The organism is Clostridium sp. Cult2 (genome assembly GCF_021655075.1).
In the GTDB taxonomy this organism is placed as follows: domain Bacteria; phylum Bacillota; class Clostridia; order Tissierellales; family Tepidimicrobiaceae; genus Schnuerera.
Window position 1 is genome coordinate 15,195 of the sequence record NZ_PPXX01000083.1, and the last position, 12,872, is coordinate 28,066.

A 12,872-nucleotide genomic window follows, 5' to 3' on the forward strand; every position below is an offset into this window, starting at 1 on the left:
TATGCAAAAACAATTATAAATTCAACAAAACTTGGGTATATAGTTTAGGGAAAGGAGTGTAAATATGAATAAACTATTTTCAAATATAAAGATTAAAGATTTAGAGTTAAAAAACCGAATTGTAATGGCTCCTATGTGCATGGTTGCCTCTGATGATGAAGGGTATGCTAATAATTGGCATGAAATCCACTATGCTTCCCGTGCTATAGGAGGAACTGGTCTTATAATAATGGAAGCAACAGCAGTGGAAAGCAGAGGTAGAATCAAAAATGGGGATTTAGGAATCTGGGATGATTCTCATATAGAAGGGCTTTCAAAAATAGTCCTTAGTTCAAAGGCTCTCGGGGCTAAGGTTGGAATCCAATTAGCCCATGCAGGAAGAAAATGTGAAGTAAAATCAGAAGATATCATAGCTCCATCCCCCATTGCCTTTGATGATAGTTATGCTACACCAGAAGAAATGACTATAGATGATATAAAAACCGTTACAAATTCTTTCAAGGAAGGTGCTAGAAGAGCTAATGAAGCTGGATTTGACACCATTGAAATCCATGGTGCTCATGGATATTTGATTAATGAATTTCTATCTCCCCTTACCAACAAAAGGACAGATTATTATGGTGGAAGCTTAGAAAATAGGGCTAGGTTTTTGAAAGAAATTATAAAAGAAATCAAAACAGTATGGCCTGAGAACAAACCAATAATCCTAAGGGTTTCTGCTGAAGAATATGTAGAAGATGGAAATCATCCTGAAGATTTAGTAGATATAATTAATATAGTAAAGGATGAAGGAATAGACATTATAGATGTAAGTTCTGGAGGAGTAGTTCCTGCTAGAATAGATTTATATCCTGGATATCAAATTACTTTTGCAGAAATAATTAAAAAAGGCACTAGCTTGCCTGTTATCGCTGGCGGGTTAGTTACAGAACCAGATATGGCTGAAGAAATTCTTAAAAATAATAGAGCAGATTTCATATTTTTAGGTAGAGAACTATTAAGAAATCCTTACTGGCCTCTAGAAGCAGCCCATAAATTAAACCAAGATATAGAATGGCCATCTTCCTATAGGAGAGCTAAGTTTTGATATTACTTAAGCTCCAGAAAGTTTTCTGGAGCTTAAGATTTACTGTGTTATAATAGTATTATGTTATAAGGATTCATTAGTTAAGTTTCAAAATATATAATATGGAGGGATATAATGTGAATATGTCAAGGAGACTAATATCAATAATATTACTCATAAGCCTACTATTAGGCATGCCTGCTGCTACATTAGGAAGTTCTCAGCCTAACCTTAGCGTCCTATTAGATGATGCAGCAATTTCTTTAGAAAATGAAGTATATATAAATGAAAAAGAGCAAATAATGTGGCCATTACGTGAGATTACTGAACAATTAGGGTATCAAGTTGATTGGAATGGCAATGATAGAAGTATTACGCTATCAAAGGAATCTCAGGCTATCAAGCTAAAGATTGGAGAATCAAAGGTTGATGTAAATGGAGAAATCGTAGAATTAATATCTACACCTGTACTTAATGAGTCTAAAACCTTTATACCTGTAGAATTCTTTAGCAATGCTTTAGATTTAATTGTAGGATGGAATAATAAACAACAAGTTCTAAAAATAAATCAACCAAAAAAAAATAAAGAATCCTTTTTTGCAATGTCAAAGGATAAAGAGAAACAAGATAAATTAGAGGCTTATATGAAAGCTCTTGAAGAGCGTCAAAATTTTCATGGTAGCATATTAGTGGCAAAAGGTGGGGAAATACTTCTTAATAAAGGATATGGATTCGCAGATTTTGAACAAAATACTATGAATAAACCTCAAACTAAATTTGCCATTGGCTCTGTCACAAAACAATTTACTGCAATGGCTATTATGCAGCTTAGTGAAAAGGGATTGTTAAGCGTAGAAGATAAGGTTTCAAAATATCTCCCTGACTTTCCAAATGGAGATTTAATTACCATTCATAATCTATTAACCCATACATCAGGTCTTAAAAATTATACAGAATTAAATGAATTCTTTAAATTGGATTTAAATAATAGAAATCCTATGACAGTAATTGACCTTATTAAAGATATGCCTTTAGAATTTACTCCTGGTGAAGAATATAAGTATAGTAATACCAATTATGTATTACTAGGTATAATAGTGGAAAAGGTAACAGATATGTCTTTTGAGGATTATTTACAAAAAAACATATTCACTCCTCTTAATATGATAAATACTGGTGTATTCTATGATAAGAATAACCAGTTCCCGGATGCAACACCTTACTCAGGATTTTTAGATGTATTCCCTGTAGATGATGGACTTGTATTAACCCAAGCTTATAGTGCAGGAAATATATATTCTACAGTAGAAGATTTATACCGATGGGATAGGGCTTTAAAAACAGAACAACTTGTGAAAAAAGAAACTATGGACAAAATATTTACAGAACATATAGATATCCCTGGAATGGGGAGCTACGGTTATGGGTGGATGATTGCCGATACGGATATTGGTAAACAACTTTTCCATGGTGGCAATACCATTGGATTTACTGCTAATATATCCAGATATCCAGATGAAGATTTGGTTATAATTATCTTAACCAATAATGCTTATTATGATGTTACAGCTTTAACAAATACTTTAACTTCTATAATCCTTGGCAAAGATTATGAAATGCCAGAAATATTAAAGGAAATTGAAATAGAAGACCCAACTTTATACGATAATTACGTTGGAAAGTATGAATTCTTAAACGGAACATATATTGATATAACCAAAATAGATAGTAAATTATATTCACAAGTTACAGGGCAAAATGCTTTTAATTTACTTCCACTAACAAATAGTAAATTTTTCGCTAAGGAAGTAGATATTCGTATCGAATTTGTTAGTGATGATGAAGGAGTAATTAGAGAGCTTGTCCTTGAGCAACTAGGTATGACATTTGTTTGTAAAAGAGTAGAAGATACAGAGGAAAAAAGGGAAGTAGAAATAGATCCTGAAATATATAATAATTATGTAGGAGAGTATGAACTAGCTCCAAATGTAATTATTGCAATTACAAAGGAAGATAACAAAATTTATGCCCAGCTTACAGGTCAAGACAAATTTGAAATATTTCCTATGTCAGAAGAAGAATTCTTTTACAAAGTAGTAGATGCTAAAATCACCTTTGAAAAAGATGAAAAAGGTAATGTAACAAAGTTGATATTACATCAGCAGGGACAGGAAATTTCAACAAATAAAATTAAATAGTAACTAATTGATTGCGACAACGAGGTACTCGTTGCCGCAATCAATTAAACTTATAATAATAACCTCTATGAACTTTCCTATTAACTATAATGTATCCTTAATTACCCTCAATGCATTTTTATAAAATATTTTATCTATTTCATCTTCAGAGAATTTATTATCCTTTAATGCATATGCTAGTTTCTCCATTTCACCTATATTGCCTATTTCACAATTAGGATGAGACCCATCATAATCAGAACCTAAGGCTATAACATCTATACCTCCAATATTCTTAATATGTTCAATATGTCTTATCATATCCTCTATCCTTGCTCTTTCAGTATCTCCTAAAAAATCCCTTTCAAAACATATACCCATTACTCCACCACTATTTGAAAGCACTTTTATCATATCATCAGTAAGATTTCTAAGATGTTCTTTCATAGCCCTTGAATTGGAGTGGGAAGCTATAAAGGGTTTTGAGCTTAGTCTTGAAACATCATAGAATCCTTCATCTGAAAGATGGGATACATCTATAAGCATACCTAGTCTATTCATCTCATATATGACTTCCTGCCCAAAACTAGTTAATCCTTTGTATCTATATTCTTCGTGAAAATTTGGGTAACCTATCTCATTTACATCATTCCAGGTTAGGGTAATAGCTCTTACACCTAATCTGTAAAAGTTCCTCAAATTATATAATTCTCCTTTTATAGCGCCTCCTTCTTCAATGGTTAGAACTGCAGAAATTTTACCTTCCTCATCATTATTTAAAATATCTTCATAATTCCTTGCTATTGAAATGCTATGGGAATTCTTTTTAATCTCTTCATAAAACTTATCTATCATCTCTAAACAGAGTTCCATAGGGTCTCTTTGACTTTTTAAATCTACCCACATGGCAAAAAACTGTGCTAGTGAATTTCCTTTTTTCAGTTTTTTTATATCAATACTTAAATCATTCTCGTATAATCCTGGGTTTTCTTTATCCTCCATTAATTTTAATATTGTGTCACAGTGCATATCTATTGGTCTCATATTTCCACCTCTTTAATTATATATATTACAGCGGGCAGTCCCTGTCATGTAAATCATATTTTACTAATGTATTTCAATTTCAAATAAATCTTGAATTTTTTCACTCATATATTTATAAGCATCTTCAATAGCTTGATTATAAATTTCAGGACCTAGTTTTTCTATAAAAAAATCTAGTATCAAAGTTGCTGCTAAATCTCCTAAATCCTCCTCTCTTTCATTTAGAAAATATTCTTTAATAGTTCCAATCATATAATCCTTCTTATTTTTATCCAATTGAATTTTGTTGTTCATTAAAGTATCTCCTCTAATTCAGTTATTCTTCCTAATTCATCTTCTATTACTTTTCTTAATTTTATCCTCTCTTTTTCTTTTAGAAAGGCAGCTTCTATGGAATTGTCTATAAGCTTTAATATTTCTTCAATATTAAAATCCAATTTCCCGATTAATAATTCATACTCTTTTTCTAAGGATGTATTTGAAACTGTAGTATTGTCAGTATTTACTGTAACCTTTAAACCTTTATTAATAAAACTTCTTATAGGATAATCTTCTATAGTTTTTACTGCTTTAGTCTGTAAATTGCTAATAGGACACATTTCTAAAAAAACGCTTTTATTCTTTAATAGCTCCATTACCTTAGGGTCTTTTGCTGCAGCTATACCATGACCTATTCTCTGAGCATGGAGCAATTCTATAGATTTAATAATATTTTTTTCTATTCCAGTCTCTCCCGCATGGATAGTAATATTATATCCCTTTTGATAGGCTAATTTAAAAGCCTTTTCATGTAGTTCAGGAGGATAGTCCTGTTCATTTCCTGCTAAATCTACTGCTACTACTCCTTTTCCAATATATTTAGCACCATATTCAACAACTTTTATACTTTCCTCTATATTTTCATTTCTCATACATATAAGTATAGCATTGGACATTATGCCAAAGTCCTCCCTGCCCTTTTCCATTCCCTTTAGTACAGATTCTACAACCTCATCAAATTTAAGCCCTGCTTTAGTGTGAAGAAATGGAGCAAATCTTATTTCTACATATTTTACATTTTGTATGTTTAAATCTTCTAACAACTCATAGGTAATTCTTTCTATATTCTCTTGCCTTTGCATAATCTTTAGTGGATACTTAAATTTTTTTAAATATTCCACTAAGGACTTGCATTCATCTTTTACTTTTACCAACTCTTCAAATTCTTTAAAATCCTTATATTCTATCTCCCCTTCTTCTAATAAAAGCTCATACATTGTTTCTGGTCTTACACTTCCATCTAAATGACAATGTAATTCTATTTTAGGTAATTTATTTAGAATATCTTTCATGTTTTCGCTCCTTTTGTCTTTAAAAATAAATGAAAATGGGTTTTAATAATACAATAAACCTATTTTCCTCTACTCTTTAATTATATATTTCGACCTATTTACCTAATTCCCTCTTTTTTGTATGAAAAAAAGCATATTAATTTAATAATATGCTTTTGCGACAAAGAGCAGTTACTTGTCATTACCTGACGATAAATGATATCTTAACATTTAATCGATAATTAACTATCTTATTATTCTCAACAATAGCTTGCATATTGCTTATATATACGCTTTGAATATTATCTATTGTCTTCGATGCCTCTGAAACTGCCTCTTGGGCTGCAGCTTCCCAACCATTGGCTGATTCTGAAAGAAGTTCTATAACTTTAACAACCGCCATATCAACCCTCCATTTCTATCTTCTAAGTATCTACAATATGTTATTATTGTTATTGTATCCAAATTGTATTTAATTATTATTTAGAAGATATGATATCATTAGATTTGTAATGTACTCATTTATTCTTCTATTCCTATGCTACTAAAGTTGCAATAATTTAATTTGTTTAAGTAGAATTAATTTTAAGTTGTCGCTTTGATTATAGCTTATATTTATGGAGATAAAAAAATTAATCAATAGAAATTATAACAGTGAATATATTGAGTTAGATTAAAATAAATGATAAATTAATAGTAATGTGTAAATATTATGATAATAAATGTATTATTAAGTTGTATTAAAGGTAAGTATCAATTCATCAATTATAAACACTAGGGAGGTAAGCATGAAGTTTAGCCAATTAGAATCCAAATTGAAAGAAATTAATATACCTTTTATTAGCTACAACTGTAATGAAGATATTGAAATATTGCCATCTAATTGTATAGTAATTAATGGCCTTAAAATTAAAAAAAATAATGCATCAAATAAGGTTCTTATATTATTTATCTTCAATTATCAAAATATTATAGATAAATTCTGTAGGATTTATGATGAAATAGATGCAAGATTACTAATTATTATAGACTGGAATAATGATAAAAAAGATGAAAAAAAAGATCTATTCCTAAGCAAGTTTTCATGTCCTATTATTTTCATTAAAGGGCATTTGAGCTATGTTAATTTTGTTCATTTAATTGATGATAATATTGATAGTGTAAGTGACGAAATTCTAAATAAATTTAGAACTGATTTAAGTAATTTATATGAAGATGCCCTTTGTACTACTGAAAATATAATGAATCTACTACACATCTATATTGGAACGCCAATAACACTTTTATCCGAAGATTTAGATGTCCTAAACTGGATAAGCTATGCTAATATTTTTGATGAGTCAATTATAGAAAATTTATCTAACTTTATTAAATCAAATAAAGATATTATTCAATTAAGTAATAACTATTCTTGTTTTCAATATAGAAATCAAAAAATCATTGTAAACAAACTGCAAATAGGCCATTGTTTACTGGGTTATTTATTTACCACTTTAAATAATATTTCAGATTCTTTTATAAATAAAATAATCATGAACTTAATCCCATATCTATCAATAGCAATTATGAGTCACCAGAAGAATGAGTTTATTCTAAGAAGGCCAAAAGATGAATTTATCAAAGGCTTAGTATTAGGAATGTATGATGATGAAGCTACCATTATTAGAGAAAGTGGATTTTACAATTTAGAATATTATAGTAGTAATTTTATTTGGATACTAGAAGTAATAGACAATACTAAATTCGATAAAAAGACCCATAGCTCACAAAAAGATATAAACTTAATCTTAGAAGTTGCTAGTAGATATTTTGAGCAAAATTTATTTTTTTATCATACCAATAAAGTTATATCCATCCATAGAAAAGGCAATGAACCAAATTCAAAGATAAAGAACAAGTTTGAAAACCTATTGAAAAACTTGAAATTCCAGTTCTTAAGGTATGATTTTAACATTGGAATTAGCAGGGCTTATGAAAATTTAGGACAATTAAAATTTGCATACAATGATGCCATTTTTAGTTTGCAAATTGGCTCTCAGTTTTATAAAAGTGAAGATAGAATTTTATATTATGACGATATAATTCTATATCATTTTGTCATTAGCATTATTAATAACCCAATTGTAATAAGAATTTATAATAATACAATTTTAAAATTAGAACAATATGATAAAGAGGAAGACGGAGATATGATTGAAACATTATCTACCTTAATAGAAAATAACTATAATATAATGGAAACTGCTAGTAAATTATTTATCCACAGAAATACTCTATATAACAAAATAAAAAAAATTGAGGAAATTATTAATCAAGATTTCAATAATGCTGATACAAAGCTATTATTGCAACTAGGTGTAAAGATTCACGAAGTATTGTCCGTAAACAAGAATTCCTATTATTAAACATAATAATAGGAATTCTTTCTCAATTATATTAATTCATTGGATATACTAGCAATTAATGTACGAGGTATTAGAACTGGTTTTTTCAATATTTTGCCAACCCTTTCTTTCATATCTATTGAATACCCCATACAATCCATATATACTAAACTAATATCTTCATTTATTAAATTTAAAGCTACCTTTTCAATCTCTTCATTATTAATATATGGTGATGCAACCCTTAAAATAAATTTAATCTTTCTTTTCCTCCAAACTTTTTCAGCAACTGTCAATTGTTCCTCATCTGGTACTATAATTACAACATTTCTATTTAAAGTTATTTCCTCAACCAATGAATGGACTAGTTGCTGAGGCTCTATTAATAACACTTTACTATTAAATAGAGGAAATTGACCTGTACATAGAAGTATTATTAAATCCACTTCTATTTTATTCATATAATCGATAGATTTTTGTATTAATGGTATTATCTTTTTTTTACCTAATTTTATTTGCTGACCATCACGCATACGGCTAACAAGCACTGCATCACCATTATCTGGTTTAAACTTTTCACTAGCTTCTCCATAGTCATAATCATCTAATATCCCCATTTCAAGTATGTCAATATCAGGATTTAATAATTTCTTTATGTCTGGTATTAGATCTATCCTTGGAGATTGACCAATAGTAATAAATCCTATTTTAGAATTCATTTATACCTATTCTCCTTAATATAATATTAATTACCATGAGTTTGAAATCTATTTAAACTTCCATACAATTTAATTATTCTAGCATACTCCCCTTTATCATAAAAACTACAATTATTGTTTGAATATTCCTTTGCTACTTCTAAAGAAAACCTTGCTGCATTTTCTATATCAATAAAATGTGTTGCACCAGTATAACAACCCCCAACTGGAGTTTCTGTGGTTATTGCTACACCAACAACAGGAGACTTGGTTGCTACTGACGGTTGTAAAATACTATTAATATGATATAGTCCGTTTCCATAAGGTGTTATATCCTGTTGGGTTAATGGAAACGCAACTGGAAGCTTGCCAGTTGTAGCTGACATAATTCTCAAAAGATCTTCACTTGTCCTTAGTATATACCCTTCTTTTACTGTTGGGCTAATAGCAAAACCTTTGTAATTGATTACATTATTACCCTTCGTTGTATCTATTGATAAAATAGCATCCATTTCCTCAGAAACCTCTAATTTGTTCATGGTTTCCATATCCACTGGAGAATCCATAAAAGGTACTGGATAATGCTCTTTAATAGGTGCATTAGGACATATGTGAGTTGCTATAATAACATCTCCTAACAATCTTTCATTATTATTTTTCATCTCTGCTAACTTTAAAGCGACAGATAACGCTGCTAATGCTCCATCCCCATCAGATACAAAACCCATCCTACTAGGCCTAGCACCTATTCCCCCTAATCTCCCTACTATACCCAATGTAGGGGCTTGTCCTCCCTCAGTTTTACCTTGGGTGCCTGGGATAGTAATTTTAATAAAATCTGTATATCCTTTAGCTCCTTTTACTCTCTCTACTTTTATATCCTCAAGACCTCTTTTTTCAAAAAATGTCCTTACTTTTATTCCATCAATTGCAGGATTGTCTAATAGATCAAATAGCTCAATTATTTGTTTTAATATCAACTATTTCACCTCCTGATTATTTAAAGGTCAGTATCTTATAGGATCCAGGCTTTCTATCTTTTAAATATGGAACTACTTTTCTGAATTCTTTTATTTCATCTAGATTAATTTCAATTGTCTGCATCTCTTCAATATTCATACTTCCTTCTAGTAATACTTTACCTCTAGGATTACAAACTTTATTGTTACCAAACATGTCTAAATCATCTTCTAAACCAACCCTATTAATTCCAGCAACAAAACAGACATTTTCTAGTGCTCTCGATTTGAAGTATATATCCCACATGTCTTTATCCCAAATAGGAAAAGCCGATGGACATAAGATTAATTCAGCTCCCTTTAATGCTAACATCCTTGAAACTTCTGGGAAACCTCCATCATAACATATCATTATACCAACTTTCCCAAAATCAAGGTCAAATACAGGATAGTTATCTCCAGATTTAAAGTAAAACATATCTCCAGCCCATAGATGAGTCTTATCATAGATACCTACTACATTACCTTCTCTATTTATTACTACAGCACTATTATAAACTATTCCATATACACCTTTATTTAGAGCTATAGGAGCAACTATATTTATGTTGTTTTCCTTTGCTGCTTCAGATAAGGTTTTTATTGTATACCCTTCTATGTTTTCAGCCAGATCATAATAATCATACTTTATAATGTTTACATTATACCCAGTAGTAAATAATTCTGGAAATACTATTAGATCAGCTTTCTCCTTTCCCGCATTTTTAATAAAATTAAGAGCTTTTCCTACATTGTGTTTAACATCCTTCATTTTACTATCAAATTGTACTAATGCTAATTTTACATTTCTCATATGATTTTGACCTCCTTTAAAACTAGTCATTTATTATAAATTGATCTTTATATCTCGTTACTAATAAGATATATTGTAATAATCCAGCAATTATAAAACCGTCTAGTGCAGGAACTGTTGTTAAAGTTAATAAACCATTGCTAGTTATAAAAGAAACTACAGAACCAACTATCCAAGAAATGAAAGATTCTACTCTCCAATCTTTTAAATTTTGTATATAAATTACATCATAGTATTTTTTGTTTTTTAGATAGTAGTCAGCAGCAATAACTCCTCTCATTGGTGGAATCAATACTCCTAATACTATTAGCCAGGATATAAAATTATCATATATTCCAAATATTGCAAGAATTATCCCTAGAGAACCTGATAAAAGAGATAGTTGCCATTTTTTCAACTTTTTAAATACTACTGCAAATCCTAGGGCAGAACAATAAAGGTTATTATCGTTAGATGTCCATTGCGCCAATAGAAGTACTAATAAGGCTATTAATCCCCATCCTAATTTTAACATAATATCTACTATATCCCATGTTCCTGCTGCTTGGGCCATGATAGCACCTATTAGTATAACTAAAGGAACTACTATTACGAAAGCTAATATAGCAGCACCAATAGTATCCTTAGCTGATTTAGCATATCTAGATACGTCTGGAGCTACAACTGCACCAACTACAAAAGAGCTTATTACCATAGAAGCAGCCATACCAACAGAAATAGGCTCTCCAGAACTTTGTAAATTAATAACTTCATTCATAGAAAAACTTTGTAAGACTTTAAATAAGGAACCAAACATTAAAATAATTAATAGTGGAACAGCTATTTTGCTTAGCAAATCCAATCCCCTATATCCAATAGTAGCAGTAATAATCATTAGTATTCCACCTATTATTATTAAAAGTGTTACATTTGGGCTATAGCCTATAGCTATATCGAAAGCTGTAGCTGCTGTCTTGCCAAACAATCCTAATTGAACTCCAAACCATCCATAGGAACCAAATGCTTGAATTAGTGCAATTAACAATACTGCCTTTTCACCAAATGTAAATCGACTAATCATGGCAGTTGATAATTTAGTGTTTGCCCCAACTATTCCACAGAGTATTGTAACTAATGCTAAAACCAACCCACCAATAATTGCTGCTGTAATTGATTGTCTAAATGAAAGTCCATCTCCAAGGGCTCCACCAGTCATGAGCAACCCTAGACTTATTCCTACTCCTGACCAAATAAGTCCCATAGAGAGCCAATTCTTGGTCTCATTTTCAGGAACAGGTTCAACGCCATAATCTTGAAAAATTTTGTCTAACTTGGTGTTTTCCATAGTATCACTCCTTATGATTTATAATTAGAATATTGCAAATCTTTAATCAATATTATACTATTTTTTTCTTCTTCAATTATCTGTCCAGTTGCACATTATTTTGCTAAAGTCATGTACAAAATGCATATAAGAGGGGATTCAAAACTACATATTGAAATAACATATTATAGAAATGAAACTATAGTTGCAACGCGGGTACAATTCTTCAATTAAATTATAATTATCCTACGATGGAAATTCGAATCTAAATTTTGCATAACCAAAATAATTAACTAAAAATATTAACACTCTGTTACATTTTTCATAATATATATTAAGCCATTGAAAATTACCTCTGCCTTAGGAATTTTCTTAATAAACCTCATTTAACGTATTTAGCCTATTCTAACAATGCATAGGAGGTGCCTACTATGAATGACTTATTAGGTAGAAAAGGTTGTGAAAATGACAGTTCATTACTATTCTTTTTCTTGTTACTAGTAGTTCTTTTCTGTAATTGCGACATGTTTGGTGGATTCGGTAGAAGATGCTAAACTATTGCACTAATCGGGGCTCGTCCCCGATTTTTTATTCCTAAAAAAGACTTATGTTTCTGCTGTTTTTTTGCTATGTCATAGGTTATATTTCTTTGAAAGTTTTCATATTTTTTGTAAGCATAATAAAACCTTGTAACCATTACGATTACAAGGTTTAATATATGGCGCACCCTGAGGGATTCGAACCCCCGACCAACTGATTCGAAGTCAGCGACTCTATCCAGCTGAGCTAAGGGTGCTTATATATTCTATTAATATTATAGATGTAATTTAGGATATGGTCAAGTTAACTTTTACAGTGTGTCAAAGAATTATCTACTGACCTGGATTAATAGTTATATTACTTATTTGTACTCTGTTAAAAAATCTAATCGGTAATATACTATTTCCTAAACCACTATCTATATATAGAATGGTTTTATTTATTTTAAAAACTCCTTTATCAAATTTAGGAAAAAGCCCTTGACCTGGTGATATGATTGCCCCTATTATAGGTAGTCTTACTTGCCCCCCATGGGTAT

12 protein-coding genes, 1 tRNA gene and 1 pseudogene are annotated in these 12,872 nt (G+C 30.3%); 4 read left to right on the forward strand and 10 right to left on the reverse strand.

Translation table 11 applies throughout. From position 1 onward, the window contains the following. The first annotated feature begins 64 nt into the window (after positions 1 to 64). Complete coding sequence (gene namA, locus C3E90_RS08640; RefSeq protein ID WP_236915237.1) at positions 65 to 1,087, forward strand: NADPH dehydrogenase NamA; 1,023 nt, start codon at positions 65 to 67, stop codon at positions 1,085 to 1,087. Positions 1,088 to 1,209: 122 nt separating this feature from the next. Next, entirely contained in the window at positions 1,210 to 3,264 is a 2,055-nt protein-coding gene (locus tag C3E90_RS08645) for a serine hydrolase (protein WP_236915249.1), read from the forward strand. A gap of 84 nt (positions 3,265 to 3,348) precedes the next feature. Here the strand turns inward: C3E90_RS08645 and C3E90_RS08650 are convergent, their stop codons facing one another. The 4 genes from C3E90_RS08650 to C3E90_RS08665 form a co-directional block, all read right to left on the reverse strand. Next, positions 3,349 to 4,287 (reverse strand): dipeptidase, encoded by a 939-nt coding sequence (locus C3E90_RS08650; protein ID WP_236915238.1) that lies wholly within the window; start codon positions 4,285 to 4,287, stop codon positions 3,349 to 3,351. 63 nt (positions 4,288 to 4,350) lie between these two features. Next, positions 4,351 to 4,581: a DUF2164 domain-containing protein gene (locus C3E90_RS08655; RefSeq protein WP_236915239.1), complete on the reverse strand. Its 231-nt coding sequence runs from the start codon at positions 4,579 to 4,581 to the stop codon at positions 4,351 to 4,353. Beyond that, a complete protein-coding gene (add, locus tag C3E90_RS08660; protein WP_236915240.1) occupies positions 4,581 to 5,618 on the reverse strand; it encodes an adenosine deaminase in 1,038 nt (345 codons plus the stop codon). The genes C3E90_RS08655 and add overlap by 1 nt, the downstream gene beginning before the upstream one ends. Positions 5,619 to 5,799: 181 nt before the next feature. Further along, on the reverse strand, positions 5,800 to 6,000 hold the full coding sequence (locus C3E90_RS08665) for a dodecin family protein (RefSeq protein WP_236915241.1): 201 nt from the start codon (positions 5,998 to 6,000) through the stop codon (positions 5,800 to 5,802). A 385-nt stretch (positions 6,001 to 6,385) separates the two neighbouring features. Here C3E90_RS08665 and C3E90_RS08670 point away from each other — a divergent pair, with 385 nt between their 5' ends. Next, a complete protein-coding gene (locus C3E90_RS08670; RefSeq protein WP_236915242.1) occupies positions 6,386 to 8,002 on the forward strand; it encodes a PucR family transcriptional regulator in 1,617 nt (538 codons plus the stop codon). 26 nt (positions 8,003 to 8,028) lie between these two features. On the opposite strand, the gene C3E90_RS08675 is transcribed toward C3E90_RS08670, so the two are convergent. Genes C3E90_RS08675 through C3E90_RS08690 form a run of 4 tightly spaced genes read right to left on the reverse strand, consistent with a single transcriptional unit; the run spans position 8,029 to position 11,815 of the window. Continuing rightward, positions 8,029 to 8,700 (reverse strand): AroM family protein, encoded by a 672-nt coding sequence (locus C3E90_RS08675; RefSeq protein ID WP_236915243.1) that lies wholly within the window; start codon positions 8,698 to 8,700, stop codon positions 8,029 to 8,031. Between the two features lie 26 nt (positions 8,701 to 8,726). Then, positions 8,727 to 9,659, reverse strand: a complete 933-nt coding sequence (locus C3E90_RS08680; RefSeq protein WP_236915244.1) for a DUF1177 domain-containing protein — start codon at positions 9,657 to 9,659, stop codon at positions 8,727 to 8,729. A 16-nt stretch (positions 9,660 to 9,675) separates the two neighbouring features. Further along, the gene (locus tag C3E90_RS08685) at positions 9,676 to 10,491 is read right to left on the reverse strand and encodes a nitrilase-related carbon-nitrogen hydrolase (RefSeq protein ID WP_236915245.1); all 816 of its coding nucleotides are present in this window, start codon (positions 10,489 to 10,491) and stop codon (positions 9,676 to 9,678) included. A 22-nt stretch (positions 10,492 to 10,513) separates the two neighbouring features. Further along, positions 10,514 to 11,815, reverse strand: coding sequence for a cytosine permease (locus tag C3E90_RS08690; protein ID WP_236915246.1), 1,302 nt, complete (start codon positions 11,813 to 11,815; stop codon positions 10,514 to 10,516). Positions 11,816 to 12,225: 410 nt separating this feature from the next. On the opposite strand from C3E90_RS08690, the gene C3E90_RS13330 reads away from it, so the two are divergent. Next, entirely contained in the window at positions 12,226 to 12,348 is a 123-nt protein-coding gene (locus tag C3E90_RS13330; RefSeq protein WP_272879105.1) for a hypothetical protein, read from the forward strand. A gap of 165 nt (positions 12,349 to 12,513) precedes the next feature. Here the strand turns inward: C3E90_RS13330 and C3E90_RS08695 are convergent. Further along, positions 12,514 to 12,590: transfer RNA gene (locus tag C3E90_RS08695), tRNA-Arg, on the reverse strand. 76 nt (positions 12,591 to 12,666) lie between these two features. After that, positions 12,667 to 12,872, reverse strand: a pseudogene (locus tag C3E90_RS08700) (metallophosphoesterase); the annotation flags it as partial.

Bases quoted from the DNA above. Each gene is read 5' to 3' on its own strand.
- namA (WP_236915237.1), top strand. From the start codon at position 65: ATGAATAAACTATTTTCAAATATAAAGATTAAAGATTTAGAGTTAAAA.
- C3E90_RS08645 (WP_236915249.1), top strand. From the start codon at position 1,210: ATGTCAAGGAGACTAATATCAATAATATTACTCATAAGCCTACTATTA.
- C3E90_RS08650 (WP_236915238.1), bottom strand. From the start codon at position 4,287: ATGAGACCAATAGATATGCACTGTGACACAATATTAAAATTAATGGAG.
- C3E90_RS08655 (WP_236915239.1), bottom strand. From the start codon at position 4,581: ATGAACAACAAAATTCAATTGGATAAAAATAAGAAGGATTATATGATT.
- add (WP_236915240.1), bottom strand. From the start codon at position 5,618: ATGAAAGATATTCTAAATAAATTACCTAAAATAGAATTACATTGTCAT.
- C3E90_RS08665 (WP_236915241.1), bottom strand. From the start codon at position 6,000: ATGGCGGTTGTTAAAGTTATAGAACTTCTTTCAGAATCAGCCAATGGT.
- C3E90_RS08670 (WP_236915242.1), top strand. From the start codon at position 6,386: ATGAAGTTTAGCCAATTAGAATCCAAATTGAAAGAAATTAATATACCT.
- C3E90_RS08675 (WP_236915243.1), bottom strand. From the start codon at position 8,700: ATGAATTCTAAAATAGGATTTATTACTATTGGTCAATCTCCAAGGATA.
- C3E90_RS08685 (WP_236915245.1), bottom strand. From the start codon at position 10,491: ATGAGAAATGTAAAATTAGCATTAGTACAATTTGATAGTAAAATGAAG.
- C3E90_RS08690 (WP_236915246.1), bottom strand. From the start codon at position 11,815: ATGGAAAACACCAAGTTAGACAAAATTTTTCAAGATTATGGCGTTGAA.
- C3E90_RS13330 (WP_272879105.1), top strand. From the start codon at position 12,226: ATGAATGACTTATTAGGTAGAAAAGGTTGTGAAAATGACAGTTCATTA.